Here is a 16267-nt window from a genome sequence, read left to right on the forward strand (position 1 = left end):
CAGTGCTAGCCCAGCACTTCACTCAACGGGATAAACCCCACCCGGTCGCCTTCGGCCAGGGTGCAATCCTCAAGGACTTCCACCAGCCCTTCAGCCCATGCCGCGCTGCGCAACACGCCTGAACTCTGGTTTTTGTAAATCACCGCACGCCCTTGCTCCAAACGCCCGCGCAGGTACTCGCGACGATTGCCCGGCTTGGGCCAGACAAATCCTGCAGGCACCTGGAACTTCAGCGGTTCGACAGCCTGCACGCCTTGCAGGCGCAGCAGATAAGGCCGTGCCAGCAACGCGAACGTCACCAGAGTCGAGGCAGGGTTACCTGGCAGGCCGATCACCGGCACACCGCGAAAATGCCCGCAGGTCAGGGGTTTGCCCGGCTTGATTGCCAACTTCCACAGCGCCAGCTCGCCCTCTTCGCGCAACGCAATGCCCAAAAAGTCTGCCTCACCGACCGACACTCCGCCGGTGGATAAAATCAGGTCAACCGTTCCCAACTCACCCAAGCGTTGGCGGGTGGCGGGCAAGTCATCAGGCAGAATCCCCCCATCGACCACTTCACAACCCATGCGCGCCAACCAGCTGCACAGCACTATGCGGTTGCTGTTGTAGATTTGCCCCGGGCCCAACGGCTGCCCGGGCTCGATCAGTTCATCGCCAGTGGATAACACCGCCACCTTGACCCGTCGCATGACTCGCAGCTCGGCGCAGCCCAGGGATGCTGCCAGCCCCTGCTCGATCGGCCCCAAGCGCGTCCCCGCAGTAAGGACTACCTCACCAATGGTGGTTTCCTGCCCTTTAGGACGAATGTTCTGACCTGCACGCAAGGCATGGGTGAATACCACTCGTCCGTCGGCCTGCACCACGGCATTTTCCTGCATTTCGACGCAGTCCGCGCCCGCAGGTACCGGGGCACCAGTAAAAATGCGTGCACAGGTGCCTGGCGCCAGTGGCTCCGGGGCAGTACCGGCAAAAATTCGCTGGCTAACGGTTAGCGGTTCCCCGGACCAGTCGCCCAGGTTCAACGCATAACCGTCCATTGCACTGTTGGGCCAAGGGGGAAGATCAAGGCTTGCAATCAAGTCGTGGGCCAGTACGCGGCCATCCCCTGCGCCCACCGGAACCGATTCGGTGTCAAGGATCGGCGCCGACTCAGCCAGTGCCAGCAAACGCTCAAGTGCCACCTCGACGGGCATCAGCGCGCCGGTTCGACCCGGCTTATCCACGGGTTTCACAGGCCGGCGCCTGCTTCAAGTGGGCGACGAAGTTGCAGGGGCGATGACGGGAATCCAGTTGCTCGGCCAATATCCCGTCCCAACCGGTGCGTACAGCGTTGGTCGAACCCGGCAGGCAGCACACCAGCGTACCGTTGGCCAAGCCGGCAAGAGCACGGGACTGCACGGTCGAAGTGCCGATATCGGCCACGGAGATCTGGCGGAACAGTTCACCAAAGCCATCTACTTGCTTGTCCAGCAGACAACTGACGGCTTCTGGCGTGCTGTCCCGTGCAGTAAAACCTGTGCCGCCGGTAATCAGCACCACCTGCACCCCATCGTCGGCGATCCAGGTGGCGACCTGGGCGCGGATTTTATACAAGTCATCCTTGAGCAACACCCGTGCCGCCAGGTTGTGCCCGGCATCACGCAGGCGATCGACAAAAACCTGACCCGAAGTGTCCGTTTCCAGGGTTCGAGTGTCACTGACGGTAAGAACGGCGATATTCAAAGGTACGAAAGGTGCATCAACCTTGGCTTTCATAGACGAGGTCCAGTTGTAGGAGAAACAGCCCGGTGTTATATCACAGCGCTTCTTTTGCCTGGTTGCGCGGAGTTCCATATGAACCGGTTTCAATGCTCCATCTTGCTGCTGGCAGGTGGCCGTGGCCAGCGCATGGGCGGTCAGGACAAGGGGCTGGTGAGATGGCAGGGTCAGCCGCTGATCGCGTATGCCCAGCGCGTCACCCGCCCGCTGACCGATGACCTGATCATTTCGTGCAATCGCAACCACGAACAGTACACCCGCCTGGCCGATCAACTGGTCAGTGATGGCAATGATGACTTTGCCGGGCCGTTGGCGGGGATCCGCGCCGGGCTGGCCGTGGCCCGCCACTCACACTTGCTGGTGTTGCCCTGCGATGTACCGAAAATCGACCGCGGGTTGCTCGATGCCCTGCTGGGCGCTGCCGCTCAACATCCCGATCAGCCGCTGATGGTGCGCCACGGGGAGCACTGGGAACCGCTGTTATGCGTGATCCCCACAGCACTGAAAGATGTATTCGAGGCCGCCTGGCAGGCAGGTGAACGCAGCCCGCGCAAAATCATGCTCCAGCTCAATGCACGGGCCTGGCAATGCGCCGAAAATGACCCGCGGCTGGCCAATTTCAATACCCCGGACTGGCTGAAATAATCCGCGCCAGTGTCTGCCTGGGGCTAGCAATGGAACTTGCAGACGATGTATACGTCTCAAGGACAGTAATCATTAACAGCACATTCACTTGTTGGAGATACACAATGACTCACCGGACTCTCGCCGCCCTGATGCTCGCTGCTGGCATGGCCGCCCTTGCCGGCTGCTCCTCGCCTTCGGTGATCACCCTGAACGACGGTCGCGAAATCCAGACTGTCGACGCGCCAAAATACGATGACGACTCAGGCTTCTACCAGTTCAAGCAACTGGACGGTAAAGAAACCCGCATCAACAAAGACCAGATTCGTACCGTTAAAGAGCTGTAATACCGCTCTCTGGTCTTAAAACAAAACCCGCCTAGTGCGGGTTTTGTTTTACCAGTCCAGATGAATCCTGCTCTCGAAAAAGCGCGCTTCTCCCGTGAGCGGATCAACAAAGCGCAAACTCTGGGCCAGCAGTTTCAGCGGCTCGGCATAGTCATCGACAGCGTCCCTGATCACGTCCGGGTAGAACGGGTCATTGCATATCCCTGCCCCCAGCGCCGCCATATGCACCCGCAACTGATGCTTTTTCCCGGTGACGGGGTACAACGCATAACGCCACAACTCACCGTTTTTCTCACAAACGTCGACCAGGGTCTCGGTATTGCTGACGCCCGGCCCTTCTTTCATGCGGAAAAAAGGCTCGCCCTCCACCAGGCGGCTTTTATGCACCAGCGGCAGCTCAAGTTCAGGCAATGCGCGAGCAATGGCCTCATAGCGTTTGTCGATCTTGCGCGTGGGAAACAACGACTGATACGCCGAACGAGTGTCCGGATTGGCAGAAAACAGCACGAGGCCCGCCGTGTGCCGGTCGATACGGTGCAGGGGCACCAGATGGGGGTTGCCCAGGGTGCGGATCAAGCGCCGCAGCAGTGTTTGCTCGACATACTCACCGCCCGGGGTCACCGGCAGGAAGTGCGGCTTGTCCGCCACCACCAGATGCTCATCGGCATACAGGATGGTTTCCTGCACCGGAATGGGCGTTTCGTTGGGCACTTCGCGAAAGTAATGAATGCGCAGGCCTTCCCGGTACGCCAGCTGCGGGCTGATAGGCGCACCGTCGGCATCCAGCACCCGGCCACGGGCGATACGGTCAAGCCACTGTTCGCGGCTGATGGCACTGAAGTGTTCACTCAGGCAGTCGAGCACCGTCAACCATCTGCCTGGCGGCAGGTGCAAGGTACTGGCTTGATGCTCGGCGGCGATGAAAGGCTGGGACGACATAAAGGGTCTCGAGCGGAAAATGCAGCCGGTGATTATGCAGGTTTATCCAAGAAAATTGACCACCTGCGCAGTATCAAACGGCCAGCCCAACTCCTGGCCCGTATCGACCCGGCGCAATACCGGAATACGCAAGCCGTAGCTTTCAAACAACGAGTCGCTGTCAGCAATATCGACCAGCTCGACCATCAACCCATGCTCGACCAAGGGCATTAAAACCGCTTCGGCCAGTTCACACAGGTGACAACCCAGGGTGCCGAACAATTGGCATTCGGGAGGCATAAATAACGACCTTAGAAATAAAGTGTTTATCTTAAGAGCCTGGCCCGGTGACGTCGACCCGTAGCAGATACCCGCAGCCGTATGCCTGATTTGCCAATACAATCGCTCTATTCCCCTGCTTGCGACTACGCTTGACCCACATCAGCGACAGACCTTCGTATTTGCCGGATGCTCGCGACCTTTTTCCCGACCTGCCAAGGAAGCCTTTCGTGTTTGCCAATCTGTTAATCATCCTTGCCTCGTCACTGGTGGTCATTGCCCTGTTCCGGCGCCTGAAGCTGCCGCCGGTGCTGGGTTACCTGTGTGTCGGCCTGTTTGTAGGTCCCACCGCCCTCGACTGGATCAATGACAGCCCCGACCTGCCTGACCTGCCTGACCTGGCAGAGCTTGGAGTGGTGTTTTTGCTGTTTTCCCTGGGGCTGGAGTTCTCGCTGCCCAAGATGCTCAAGCTGCGTCGGGTGGTATTTGGCCTGGGCAGCCTGCAAGTGCTGTGTTCGGCAGTGGCGCTGGGCGGCCTGCTGTATGCCTTTGGCATGAGCCTTAACGGCGCGTTCCTGCTCGGTGCCGGACTCGCCCTGTCATCCACGGCGATCGTAAGTAAAGAGCTGACTAGCCTGGGGGAAATCTTCAGCCGTCACGGTCAGAATGCCATTGGCGTACTGCTGTTTCAGGACGTGGTCGCGGTACTGTTGCTGACCTTGGTGCCGGTGTTCGCCGGCAGCAGCGACCAGGCCTGGTATTGGGCCTTGCCAGTTACCTTGGGCAAGACTGTGATCCTGTTTCTGGGGCTGCTGTTTGCCAGTCGCTTCCTGCTGCCGCGCCTGTTCCACGAGGTGGCCGCGTCGCGCTCGGCAGAGCTGTTTGTGTTGCTGGCGCTGGTGATCGTGCTGCTCACCGCCTGGCTCACCCACCTGCTGGGCCTGTCCCCTGCGCTCGGCGCCTTCCTGGCCGGCATGCTACTGGGTGAAAGCCACTATCGACACCAGATTGAAGCCGATATCCGACCTTTCCGGGACATTCTGCTGGGTCTGTTTTTCGTCAGCATCGGCATGCTGATCGACCTGCAGCTTTTCATTCACCACGGTTTCCTGATTTTAGGCCTGACCCTGGTCCTGATGCTGATCAAGGGTGCCGTGGTCGCGATTCTGGTCAAGTTGCGTGGCAGCGACGGAGAAACCGCCTGGCGCAGTGGCCTGGCCCTGGCCCAGGGCGGTGAGTTCTGCTTTGCCCTGATGGCGCAGATGCAGAGCAACTCGCTGATCCCGGCGGATATGGCTGCCTATCTGCTGGCCGCCACGTTCTGCTCGATGCTGCTGACACCCCTGCTGCTGCGCGCCGCGCCACTTATCGCAGCCAGCCTGCACCGGCAATCCTATGAAGAGGCGGAGCTGGAAGAAATCGCCAGCCAAAACGCCGAACTGCACGGGCACGTGGTGATGTGCGGCTATGGCCGCGTGGGCCAGTCCATTGGCCGTTTCCTGCGCAGCGAACACAAGGACTTTGTCGCGCTGGACTACGACCCCGATCGCATTGAGGAAGCAGCTAAAGCGGACAGCTGCGTGCACTACGGCGACGCCCGCCGGGGTGATCTGCTGCGCGCTGTAGGCCTGGATCGTGCGCGACTGCTGGTGATTGCCGTGGACAACACCGAGGTGGCCATGAGCGTACTCAAGGAAGCCCGGCTGATTACCCTCGAAGTGCCTATCCTGGTCAGGACCCGCGATGACAGCCAGCTCACCGAGCTGAAGGCCGCCGGGGCAACTGAAGTGGTACCGGAATTGCTCGAGTCGAGCCTGATGCTCGCCTCCCATGCCTTGATTTTGCTGGGCCTGTCAGAAAAAATCGTGCAACGCCGGGTCGACCAGGTACGCCATGACCGCTATCACCTGCTCGAAGGCTGTTTTGAAAGCGAAGACGCGCGGGAAGCTGCAATCCCCCGCGAAAACGACTGATTTAAGGTAAGGTTTTGCCTCTGTACACAAAAGACATCTCTGGCATTGCCCATCCAACCGCGCAAGCAATGCCAAGGAAACGAGTGAACCTTCACCGAAGGCCTACACTCGAACGATTATCAAGCCACTAATGGAGTGAATCATGGCCCGTAAAACAGCAAAGAATGCTCAAGAAATCCTGATGGCCGATTTCCAGACGCTGGTACTCGATGCCGAAAAGCTGCTGGAACACACCGCGTCCCTGGCCGGTGACCAGGCTGAAGAACTGCGCGCCCAGATAAAGGACAGCCTGTTCAAGGCCCGCGCAACCCTGGAAGAAACCAAGGAATCGTTGAAAGACCGCAGTCAGGCGGCTGTGGTGGCCACCGAAGATTATGTGCAGGCAAACCCTTGGCAGTCTGTGGGCATCGCGGCCGGTATCGGCTTTGTTCTGGGCCTGCTGGCAACCCGGCGCTGATATGACAGACGAATCCGGTTCCCCCCGTTCCTCACCGCGGCGCTTGGGTGCCGCATTCCTGGGTCTGTTGCACAGCCATGTCGAATTGCTGGGCATCGAACTGCAAGAGCAGAAGGCACGCACCGTCAGCCTGTTGTTGTTTGCCGGGCTGGCACTGGTGTTCGCGCTGTTGCTGCTGATCGGACTGTCGGCGCTGGTGATGATCCTGCTCTGGGACAGCTACCGCATCCCCGGCATTATCGGGCTTTGTGTGTTTTATACGCTGGCCGCGGTGTTCTGCGGGCTGCGCCTCAACGCAGCGATATTCGATGAATCCTCTCCTTTCAATGCCACGCTTGAAGAGCTGGCCAAAGACCGCGAGCGTTTGTTGCCATGAGCCTGCCTGAATTGCCGAAAAATGCTTCACGCCAGGAGTTGCGCAAAACCTTGATCCGCCTGCGCATGGAAATGCACCGGCAGGAGATTCGTCATGAGTCGCAACAACTGCTGCAACCCCTGCAAAAAATGCGCGGGATGACCAGCAACTGGCAGGAAACCCTGGGGATCAAGCATGCGCCCTTGTGGGGTGTGGGGATTGTCACCCTGCTCGGGTTCCTGACCGGCAGAGGCGCCAAAAGCAAAAACACCGGGGGCACGTCACGCTGGATCAGCTTGACCACTGGCTTGATACCACTGATCAAGATGGTGATCCAGGCCTCGCGCAAGCCCTGAATAGAAAGCCTCCCCCCCTCCTTCTGTGGGAGCGGGCTTGCTCGCGATGGCATCGACGCGGTTTGACTGAAACACCGCGCTGCCTGCATCGTGAGCAAGCCCGCTGCCACAGATGGCGCCCCTGATCATGCCTCCACTTGCGTCATCCGTTCTGAAACGAGAAGCTGCTGGGGCGCAAAACACAGGTCCATCCGGTCAACAGCAACGACCATATCCACACCCGCCTCACCCACTCCCTCGAAGTCAGTTGCGTCGGCCGCTCCCTGGGTGACAAGAAGCACCGGTTCGGCTGCTACCGAGCGAACTGTATTTAGGCTCCGCAGCCAGAAACGACCTTATTACAGTGTCAACAGCCAACTAGTTACAAATAAGAATATATAAGAACAAGAAGACGAAATTGTACCATTTAGGAATAACCTCTGTTTTTGTCAGGACAATTATAGAGCCGATACACCACCCTTCGAACAGCCCGTTCGAACTGACTAGGGATTTATGGTTGTTTGCATCACCAGCAAAACAAAGACACTAGCCATCGCCTGCCTATAAGTCACCTGCTCTACGCCTCTGGCGCAGCAGCGAAACCCTATCCTGTTAGCCTCTAACGAACGCATAAAAGAATGAAGCCTCTACAGCCGCTTGATCAGGCTTTGGAAATTTGATAAGTTCCTGGCCCTCATCAAATAATGGCATTATGCCAGCCTCCCGCTTAATTTTTTGAGCTAGTCGTTTTTTATTGTTAGCAAGCTAAGGAATAGCCATGAGTAGAAGGCCCGCGTTCGATTGTGCAGCAGTCATTTTAAGGGACAAAACAGTCACCTCCCACACAAGCGGCTCAGTTACAACCACTAAGCAAGGCAACAACGTTTCAGTCAGTAACAATATAGGAACTCATGTCAAGCTTGAGGCATTGCTTGAGTTTCAGAACGGTGACTTGCTGCCAGCGATCCTCATTGACGAGAGTTTACATGCTCCTGTTGGCAAAAAAATTCTAATGGCTTTTAAAAGTGGTGAACCAGTCGCCTATCAAGTGACCCCGAATGGAGAGATTTACACACTCGGGTATATTAGCGAAAGAGAAACTTTTACTTTTCAAGACTTTATAATGTTTGCATTGCCGGGCGTAGGCACCTTTTTTAGCCTGGCCTCACTTGCAGTTACGCAAACGTATTACGAGCACGGGGAGTTCAAAACCTATAACGGCAACAAAATTGTTGTCGCCGCCGGACTCGCAGTGACTGCCCTTAGCGTATACATTGCCAAAGGATGGTTTGGCTATGTAGTAGGAACAGCCCTTACTGCCGTTGGATTTTCCATCTCTGCCATTATTGGAAACTCCAAAGCAAATGAGGGACGCAAGTTAATGCTTCGTGAAATAAAAAATGAATTCGACAAATTAAAAGCTGAATTGTGATACAAAAGGCCACTTAGGTGGCCTTTTCAATGAGAAGCACATTTGCAATCACATAATAAAACAGCTGGCTATTATGTACACGCAGGCTCAACGCTCCCCGCCCATACCATTAAACTGTCGAGCCAAGTGCATGGCATAGTTATCGGTCATGCCACTCACGTAATCCAGAACCTGCATTATTGCACCGTACTCCTTGGAAACACCCCCACTGGCGTCTAAATTATTCAAGTCCAGCCCAAGAAGCTCTACCACCCTTCTCGTCTTCGAATCAGCTATACCGCCCTTTCTAACATATTCCAAAGCAGCAGAGCAGCTAACGTTAAGCAGCGTAGATATAGTGCTATAAGCCCCTATTTCTAACTCAACCTTCCTGGGATGCTGGAAGATTTCATCACGCGCAAGACCTTTGGCGGCGGCTACACACTCACGGACATTCTTATCACAAAGTTCTAAAATACCTAGAACCTTGCCAGTCATGATTTCATTATGGTTATTCATGAAAGCAGTCGCTCCAGCATCTACAAAAGCTGAAATAACTTTCCCACGAATCATAGAGAGCCTACGGCCAACCTTCATGCCTTGAATTTCTTTGACTAACTGATTCTTCTGGTGATCATCAAGGACAAGGCACAGTATTTCAAAAACCTTATCCCACTCAAGGATACCCATCTCTACACCATCTTCTAAATCAAGAATGGCGTAGCAAAAATCATCAGACACCTCCATCAAGTTAGCCAGTGGATGGCGACACCGCCAACCATCACCCAGCTTTAACAAGCCAGTAGCGTCCGCCACTTCATTGAACAAACCCAATTCAGAACAGTAAATACCATATTTGTTCTGAATAGGTCTTTGCCCATTAACAGCATCACCAGCAAGCCAAGGATACTTAATGAAAGCGCCAAGCGACGCATAAGTAAGACGCATCCCCCCTTCATAGGGATGATATTCCGAGGTCGTTAAAACCCTAAACCCTTGTGCATTGCCTTCAAATCTACGTAAATCAGTAGCTTCATTAAAAGGCAATTGTTCTATTATCTTCGCCCCAACATCATTGGTGAACCAGTGACGAATAGCTTCTTCACCTGTATGCCCAAAGGGAGGGTTGCCAATGTCATGAGCGAGACAAGCAGTCTGGACAATATCACCAATATCAGAAGCTGAATGTTGCTCAGGAATAAGTCTTTCATTCAGAAGTTCCTGGCCTACTCTCACCCCCAGGGTACGGCCTACACAAGCCACTTCCAAGCTATGTGTGAGACGGTTATGAACGTGGTCATTAGTGGCAAGAGGATGAACCTGAGTCTTTCTGGCAAGGCGTCTGAAAGCTCCGGAGAAAATAACCTTGTCGTGGTCTGAGTGGAAAGGTGAACGGCCTAACTCAGATTTAGGAGGACGACCGCCAAGACGGGTGTTATTCAGCAACTTGTCCCAACTCATGCTTTCCATGCGTGCTCCCCAGTAATTGATAAACACCTAAGACAGTTGATTTATACCACGGTTCAAAACACACTTTAAACTGATCAATTCAACCCCCCAACCTGGATCAAGCCCCCTACTTCAAAAAATCCCAAACCATAAAAATAAAAAAGACCGCCAAGGCAGCCTTTTCTCTAGACGCCGTTACTAAAAAAAAGTTCCATCATCAAGTGCAGACTTCAACGTGCTCTCATAGTTACTCTTATTAAATTGTTCAACCTTTTTATATGCCATCAACTTTTCCGGCCTACGATATTCGTCTGCACTTGAAAAAGCTTGGAATGCATTATCATCAGCCATCCTCACGTGCAATTGTAGCTCTCTTGATTCGTACCCGTAAAACTCAACAAAACCCGGAATCTCGCTTTGACGAGCAATCATCAGAGCCTCTTTAACTGGCTTATCATAAAGATAGAATGTAGCGGTCACCATGATTGCACCCCCCGTTTCAGTGTCATTTTTACCGAAATCAGGGTTTGCATACGGCTCAAAAACCACGCCACCATTCATGTCATCTGATTGACCAAGCCACTTATAACCTTCAAGCGATTTAGTGACTGACTTAATAGGGCCAGCGTACTGAACACTGGTTCTATCTTTATCAAGTTCTACTCGCTCAAAGGTTTCTGCTGATGCTGCAAACGACGAAACCGCAATCAACGACGCAAATACAACACTTATAATTTTATCCATTTTTTCCTTTTCCATTTAATAGATTGCATAAACCAATCAACGCTAGAACGGACAAATCCTATCACAAAATGATTGATTGTAAAATGCCACTACCCCCTACACAAAAATAAATTCACAACCTGCTAATAACTTCTCCACTGCTATACCTGACAGACAACCAGCAACAGGAAATTTAACAACCCCTTACAGCTAGCATCCCCCCCTGACTAAAGTACAGATTACAAACACCCCAGCTCACTCGACAAGCTATAACAGTTAGAGAAAAATCACGACTTATAAACACCCCCCTAACAGCCCAACCTGACTAAACAAAAGGAACTGGGTATTTTGCCGCCTATAGCCAGTCAACAGGAAGTAAATAGAGTTCACCGCACATAAAAAACACTTATTACTTAAGGAAAACCTTACATAAACCAACCCACCAAACACATATATACTCTAAACCTGAAGACCCTCAACGGCAGATCATGGCCTCTTCAAAATATCCAAAACTGCAATGATGTAACTAGCCTTGTCCATTTATCACCAAGAGAGGTTCCCAAACGCAAACGCAGCTTCTCCATGTGTCGAGTCCCTGCTGCTGAACCTGGTGGGCGATGATTTGCCTGAAACTTTTCGCCTGCTTTGCCCCAACGACTCACGACGGCGAAAACGGGCAATACTGCGCGGCAAGGCCATCGAACATCTGACCAACGCCGCTGCCCGGGCTTTTGTCGAACAACAGCAAGCACTGCTGGCACCAGGGGATCTGGCCGAGCATATGCACGGCACGGCCACGTTGCGTGCTGGACAACAAAGACATGGCACGCAAAAAATCTTCCAGGACAAATGCAAAACCTTGCATGAAATGGGTGCCTATACGTCCCTGGAAATCCTCCTCAATGCATTCTGTGGCGCCGCGCTTGAGCAGCATGGCGGTCGTACCCCATCGTTCAAAACCGTCGGATCCTCGAATTGCCGGCATGACCGACAGTTATGCCACTGAAATGACCAGAGCAATGACAGGTCACTCCACCCCCCGCCTGACAACCGCTGCCCTCCCCTGCCAAATAGGGAGGGCACGCAGCTCAACTTGATCAAACACTATGTTTACCACATGAAGTAGCAAGTAAGACTTTTCCATACACAAGAAAGAAATATACTCGCGCGCCCAGCTTTAAACTCAAAAAATCTTTAAACGCACATTTAAATACGCCTCTCCCCTTGTGTAATTAGTGAGCCATCGCCTTATTTTGCGTAGGATAATTCCCATACTACGTTTGTAGGCTCCCCGCTTCCTGCCCCAGCTCTTACATCTGAGCTAAGGTCGCGCTTTCTATTCAGCACCTTATGGGGAATCAATATGAACACCGTATTTATTGTCGACGACCATCCTGTAATCCGGCTCGCAATTCGCATGTTGTTAGAACATGAAGGTTATGAAATAGTCGGAGAAACCGACAATGGAGTAGACGCCATGCAGATGATCCGCGAGTGCACTCCTGATCTGGTAATTCTTGATATCAGCATCCCCAAACTCGATGGCCTGGAAGTGCTGTCACGCTTCAGCTCAATAAGCCCAGCCCTCAAGACGCTGGTTCTCACATCGCAGTCACCGACACTTTTCGCCATGCGCTGCATGCAATCCGGTGCAGCCGGGTATGTGTGCAAACAAGAAGAGCTGAGTGAGCTTACCAGTGCAATAAAAGCGGTATTTTCTGGCTACAACTATTTTCCAAGCCAGGCATTGACTTCTGAAACAAACGTTCACAACAACTCATCTGAAATCGAGTTATTCAAACTTGTCAACGACAGGGAACTTATGGTTCTGAAGCTGTTCGCACAAGGCAAAACAAACAAGGACATTGCAGCCGGCATGTTTTTAAGCAACAAAACCGTGAGCAATTACAAAAAGCGTCTCATGCAAAAACTGAAAGCCCATTCGCTGGTGGAACTTATCGAGCTGGCAAAACGTAATGGTCTTGTATGAAAAACAGGATGCCCGCACGATTAATCAAGTACCTGTCACTTTTTGCGGGGTTAGTTCTGTGCATGCCCGTGCTGGCCGCCCCGGTCCGCAGTGAAACCCTTACGTTGCTCAGCCGCTCGAGTTCCGGCCACATTGAAGTCCCCCTGGACAACACTCAACAATACTGGCTGCAAAATAAGCGCGAGCTCGTGATCGGCACCTCTGCTGCCGACTATCCACCGTTCGACATGACCGATAGCGGTCGGGACTACGAAGGCCTCACCGCAGATTACGCCGGCCTTCTGCGCAAAGCCCTCAAGCTGTCGATCAGGATCCAGCGCTTTGCCTCCAGAGAAGCAGCCATCAAGGCACTTGAGGACGGCCAGATTGACCTGCTGGGTACTTCCAACGGCTTTGAGGCCGCGAACCAGCACCTTGTACTTTCCATTCCCTATGCCATCGACCAACCCGTACTGGTGACCCGAGAGGGAGAAACACGCTCACTCTCCCAAGGCCTCGCCGGTTTGCGCTTGAGTATGGTGTACCACTATCTGCCCCAGGAGGAAGTAAAGGCGCTTTATCCCCAGGCAATCATCCAGTCTTATCCGTCCTATCAAAATGCCATTAATGCCGTGGCTTTCGATCAGGCGGATATTTTTCTGGGGGACACTGTGTCGACCCATTACATGATCAACAAGGGGTACCTGAAAAACATCAAGATGGCCAATTTTGGCAAACACGAAGCCCATGGATTCAGCTTTGCAGTGCGTCGGGACAACTCGCCCCTGCTAGGCATCATCAACGCCACACTCAAGGCCGTACCCAACAGTGAACAAGAAAGCATTGCCAAACGCTGGAGCGCTGGCAGTGACATTCTACTGTCCGATCAGAAGCTGCAGCTTACTCAGCGAGAAGCCCGTTGGCTGCTCAAGCATCCTGTGGTCAAGGTAGTGGTCAACGAAACCATGGCACCCCTGACATTTTTTGATGCCAGCGGGGATTTCCGAGGCATTACAGCCGACCTGCTGGAGATGATCCGTCTGCGCACGGGGCTGCGCTTCGAAATACAACGCGCGAACAGCCTCGACACCATGACCCGAATGATCAGTCGGCATGAAACCGACATTATCTCGGCCATCAATCCTTCAGCCTCCCGAGAAAGCGCCCTCAGTTTCACTCGTCCCTATCTGGTGAACTCCTTTGTCCTGCTTACGGCAAAAGGTGATGGGCAACCTGCGAGCCTTGAACAACTTGCGGGTAAAAAACTGGCCTTGACCCGAGGCAATCCCCTGACCGATTACCTGCGCAGTCAATACCCGCAGATAACACTGGTAGAAACCGGGGATATCTATCGCGCCACAGAACTGCTGGCCGAAGAGAAAGTGCAAGGTGCAGTCAGTACGCTGGTCATCGCCAACTACCTGCTGGCCTCGGGGTTGTTTCAGGACCGGTTACAAATCAGTGCCACCATCGGCACCCAACCCGCCATGTTTTCCCTCGCCACTGCCCGGGATGCCAGCGAGTTGTCCTCAATCCTCAACAAGGCGTTGTTGAGTATCGCGCCTGATGAGCTGGGCATTATCAACAGCCGCTGGCGGGGCTATGTGCCGGCATCTGATAGTTACTGGCACAATTACCATCGCCTGTTCTACCAGTTCATCATTGGCACCAGCCTTTTACTGTTGCTGTCCCTGATCTGGAATGCCTATATGCGGCGCCAGATCCGGCAACGAAAATCGGCCGAACGTGCACTCAGCGATCAGTTCGAGTTCATGCGTGCGCTCGTCAACGGTACGCCTCATCCTATTTATGTGCGTGATCGCGAAGGTGTTCTGAAAACCTGCAATGACAGCTACTTGAATGCCTTTTCAGCCAGGCGCGAAGAAGTCATCGGCAAGACCGTGATGCAAACCTGCGACCTCCTGAGCAACGAATGTGAAGCCCGTGACTATCAGGCCGACTACCTGCGTGTCATGCGTGAAGGTACTCCGCTGGTGACTGATCGCCCGCTGAGAATCGGCGAAAAAACGCTCACTATCTATCACTGGATTCTTCCCTATCGGGACTCCCTGGGCGAAGTACAGGGCATCATCGGTGGCTGGATTGATATCAGTGAACGTCATCAGCTACTGGATGAGCTGCGTACGGCCAAGGAGCTGGCAGATGATGCCAACCGGGCCAAAAGCACCTTCCTGGCAACCATGAGCCATGAAATCCGTACACCGATGAACGCAGTGATCGGTTTGCTTGAACTGACGCTCAAGCGCGCCGACCATGGGCATCTCGACCGCCCGTCCATTGAAGTTGCTTATAACTCGGCCAAAGACCTGCTGGAGCTGATAGGCGATATTCTTGATATTGCCCGTATAGAGTCCGGCCGCCTGAACCTGTCCCCGGAACGCGTCAATCTGCACCAACTGGCACACTCCGTGATGCGGATTTTTGATGGCCTGGCGCGGCAAAAAAACCTCACGCTCGACCTGCGTTTCGATGCAACAGACGATCTACCCGACGTACTGATCGATCCGCTTCGTCTCAAGCAAATCCTGACCAACCTGATCAGCAATGCGATCAAGTTCACCCAACAAGGCCGGGTGACGCTTGAAATCAACTTGCTGCCAGCCGGCACCCCTGAGCGGACTGAACTGCACTTGAGCGTCAAAGACACTGGCATCGGCATCAGCGAGCGTGATCAGGCACGCCTGTTTGAGCCCTTCGCCCAGGCACAGAACAGCGGGCAACTGGCGCTCAATGGTGCCGGTCTTGGCCTTGTCATCTGCCGTAGCCTGTGCGAAATGATGGGCGGCACCCTGGTACTGAGCAGCCAGGAAAGTGCAGGTACCCAGGTTCAGATAAAAATTGAAGTGCCAACCCTGACGCCGTCCCAGTGCCCCCCCGCACAAGAACCCTCAATCAACCCTGCCGCTCATCCGCTTAACGTACTGGTGGTGGATGATCACCCGGCCAACCGCTTGCTGATGTGCCAGCAACTTGGATTTTTAGGGCACAGGTTTACCACCGAGCACGACGGCGCCGCAGGTTTGAAAACCTGGAAGACAGGCAAATTCGACCTGGTCATTGCAGACTGCAACATGCCTGTCCTGAATGGCTATGAACTGACTCGAGCCATACGCAAGCATGAGCTGGCCTCCAGCCAACGGCCATGTACCGTGCTGGGGTTTACTGCAAATGCCCAACCGGAAGAGCGGCAACGCTGCAAGCAGGCAGGAATGGACGACTGCCTGTTCAAACCCATCAGCCTGACCCTGTTGAGTCAACGACTGGCCATGCTTGAGCCGCTATTCCACTGCCCGGAAGTCTTCAACGCCGACGCTCTCAGCCCGCTTACAGGAGGCGACAAGGAACGAACAAGACTCTTGCTGGAAGAACTGCTCCGCAGCAACTGCCAGGATCTCAAGACGCTGCTTGAGTTACCTGACAACGGCGAATTGCAGGCGTTTGTCGAAATTGCCCACAGGATAAAAGGCGCTGCCCGCATCGTGGGCGCCCAAAGCCTGATCAACAACTGCGAGGCACTGGAGCAAGCCACGCCCGCTAACCTCGTGCAGGCCCGCGAGCAAGTGCAGGTCTCCATGCGTGCACTGGGACAGGCGCTGGCCCTGCAACTTGAATCGTTGACGAAGCACACCTGAGCGCCAATCAAAGGCA

15 protein-coding genes and 2 pseudogenes are annotated in these 16267 nt (G+C 54.0%); 11 read left to right on the forward strand and 6 right to left on the reverse strand.

Annotated elements, in window-relative coordinates; genetic code table 11:
- Positions 1 to 5: 5 nt before the first annotated feature.
- Together glp and moaB are read right to left on the reverse strand one after the other, a co-directional pair.
- A complete protein-coding gene (glp, locus tag GHO42_RS02705) occupies positions 6 to 1232 on the reverse strand; it encodes a gephyrin-like molybdotransferase Glp (protein ID WP_095020298.1) in 1227 nt (408 codons plus the stop codon).
- Positions 1216 to 1755 carry a molybdenum cofactor biosynthesis protein B gene (gene moaB, locus GHO42_RS02710; protein ID WP_095002222.1) on the reverse strand — a complete coding sequence of 180 codons (540 nt, stop codon included), beginning with the start codon at positions 1753 to 1755 and terminating at the stop codon, positions 1216 to 1218. Before moaB ends, glp begins: the two co-directional genes overlap by 17 nt.
- Before the next feature lie 78 nt (positions 1756 to 1833).
- On the opposite strand from moaB, the gene mobA reads away from it, so the two are divergent.
- Both mobA and GHO42_RS02720 read left to right on the forward strand, forming a co-directional pair.
- Complete coding sequence (mobA, locus tag GHO42_RS02715; RefSeq protein WP_095025147.1) at positions 1834 to 2403, forward strand: molybdenum cofactor guanylyltransferase MobA; 570 nt, start codon at positions 1834 to 1836, stop codon at positions 2401 to 2403.
- 104 nt (positions 2404 to 2507) lie between these two features.
- Positions 2508 to 2729: a YgdI/YgdR family lipoprotein gene (locus GHO42_RS02720; RefSeq protein WP_095002224.1), complete on the forward strand. Its 222-nt coding sequence runs from the start codon at positions 2508 to 2510 to the stop codon at positions 2727 to 2729.
- A 48-nt stretch (positions 2730 to 2777) separates the two neighbouring features.
- On the opposite strand, the gene GHO42_RS02725 is transcribed toward GHO42_RS02720, so the two are convergent.
- Together GHO42_RS02725 and GHO42_RS02730 are read right to left on the reverse strand one after the other, a co-directional pair.
- Complete coding sequence (locus GHO42_RS02725) at positions 2778 to 3668, reverse strand: pseudouridine synthase (protein ID WP_095002225.1); 891 nt, start codon at positions 3666 to 3668, stop codon at positions 2778 to 2780.
- Between the two features lie 42 nt (positions 3669 to 3710).
- Positions 3711 to 3947, reverse strand: coding sequence for a glutaredoxin family protein (locus tag GHO42_RS02730; protein WP_095002226.1), 237 nt, complete (start codon positions 3945 to 3947; stop codon positions 3711 to 3713).
- Positions 3948 to 4156: 209 nt separating this feature from the next.
- Here GHO42_RS02730 and GHO42_RS02735 point away from each other — a divergent pair, with 209 nt between their 5' ends.
- The 6 genes and pseudogenes from GHO42_RS02735 to GHO42_RS02755 all read left to right on the forward strand — a co-directional run bounded on the left by GHO42_RS02735 (position 4157) and on the right by GHO42_RS02755 (position 8478).
- Positions 4157 to 5899, forward strand: a complete 1743-nt coding sequence (locus GHO42_RS02735) for a monovalent cation:proton antiporter-2 (CPA2) family protein (RefSeq protein ID WP_178126955.1) — start codon at positions 4157 to 4159, stop codon at positions 5897 to 5899.
- Positions 5900 to 6041: 142 nt separating this feature from the next.
- The gene (locus GHO42_RS02740) at positions 6042 to 6356 is read left to right on the forward strand and encodes a YqjD family protein (protein WP_095002228.1); all 315 of its coding nucleotides are present in this window, start codon (positions 6042 to 6044) and stop codon (positions 6354 to 6356) included.
- 1 nt (position 6357) lies between these two features.
- Positions 6358 to 6732 (forward strand): phage holin family protein, encoded by a 375-nt coding sequence (locus GHO42_RS02745; protein ID WP_095002229.1) that lies wholly within the window; start codon positions 6358 to 6360, stop codon positions 6730 to 6732.
- Positions 6729 to 7067, forward strand: a complete 339-nt coding sequence (locus GHO42_RS02750) for a hypothetical protein (protein ID WP_095002230.1) — start codon at positions 6729 to 6731, stop codon at positions 7065 to 7067. Before GHO42_RS02745 ends, GHO42_RS02750 begins: the two co-directional genes overlap by 4 nt.
- 167 nt (positions 7068 to 7234) lie before the next feature.
- Positions 7235 to 7336: pseudogene (locus tag GHO42_RS26365) on the forward strand (hypothetical protein); the annotation flags it as partial.
- 488 nt (positions 7337 to 7824) lie between these two features.
- The gene (locus GHO42_RS02755; RefSeq protein WP_095002231.1) at positions 7825 to 8478 is read left to right on the forward strand and encodes a hypothetical protein; all 654 of its coding nucleotides are present in this window, start codon (positions 7825 to 7827) and stop codon (positions 8476 to 8478) included.
- 87 nt (positions 8479 to 8565) lie between these two features.
- Here the strand turns inward: GHO42_RS02755 and GHO42_RS02760 are convergent, their stop codons facing one another.
- Both GHO42_RS02760 and GHO42_RS02765 read right to left on the reverse strand, forming a co-directional pair.
- Complete coding sequence (locus tag GHO42_RS02760) at positions 8566 to 9927, reverse strand: deoxyguanosinetriphosphate triphosphohydrolase (protein ID WP_306106489.1); 1362 nt, start codon at positions 9925 to 9927, stop codon at positions 8566 to 8568.
- A 177-nt stretch (positions 9928 to 10104) separates the two neighbouring features.
- Positions 10105 to 10665 carry a hypothetical protein gene (locus GHO42_RS02765; RefSeq protein ID WP_141228169.1) on the reverse strand — a complete coding sequence of 187 codons (561 nt, stop codon included), beginning with the start codon at positions 10663 to 10665 and terminating at the stop codon, positions 10105 to 10107.
- 550 nt (positions 10666 to 11215) lie between these two features.
- On the opposite strand from GHO42_RS02765, the pseudogene GHO42_RS02770 reads away from it, so the two are divergent.
- The 3 genes and pseudogenes from GHO42_RS02770 to GHO42_RS02780 form a co-directional block, all read left to right on the forward strand.
- Positions 11216 to 11726, forward strand: a pseudogene (locus tag GHO42_RS02770) (deoxyguanosinetriphosphate triphosphohydrolase); the annotation flags it as partial.
- 266 nt (positions 11727 to 11992) lie between these two features.
- Positions 11993 to 12619 carry a response regulator transcription factor gene (locus GHO42_RS02775; protein WP_153327204.1) on the forward strand — a complete coding sequence of 209 codons (627 nt, stop codon included), beginning with the start codon at positions 11993 to 11995 and terminating at the stop codon, positions 12617 to 12619.
- Between the two features lie 8 nt (positions 12620 to 12627).
- On the forward strand, positions 12628 to 16251 hold the full coding sequence (locus tag GHO42_RS02780) for a transporter substrate-binding domain-containing protein (RefSeq protein ID WP_153327202.1): 3624 nt from the start codon (positions 12628 to 12630) through the stop codon (positions 16249 to 16251).
- Positions 16252 to 16267: the final 16 nt, after the last annotated feature.

Origin of the sequence: Pseudomonas sp. FSL R10-0056, assembly GCF_009600105.1 — a bacterium.
GTDB lineage: Bacteria > Pseudomonadota > Gammaproteobacteria > Pseudomonadales > Pseudomonadaceae > Aquipseudomonas > Aquipseudomonas bubulae.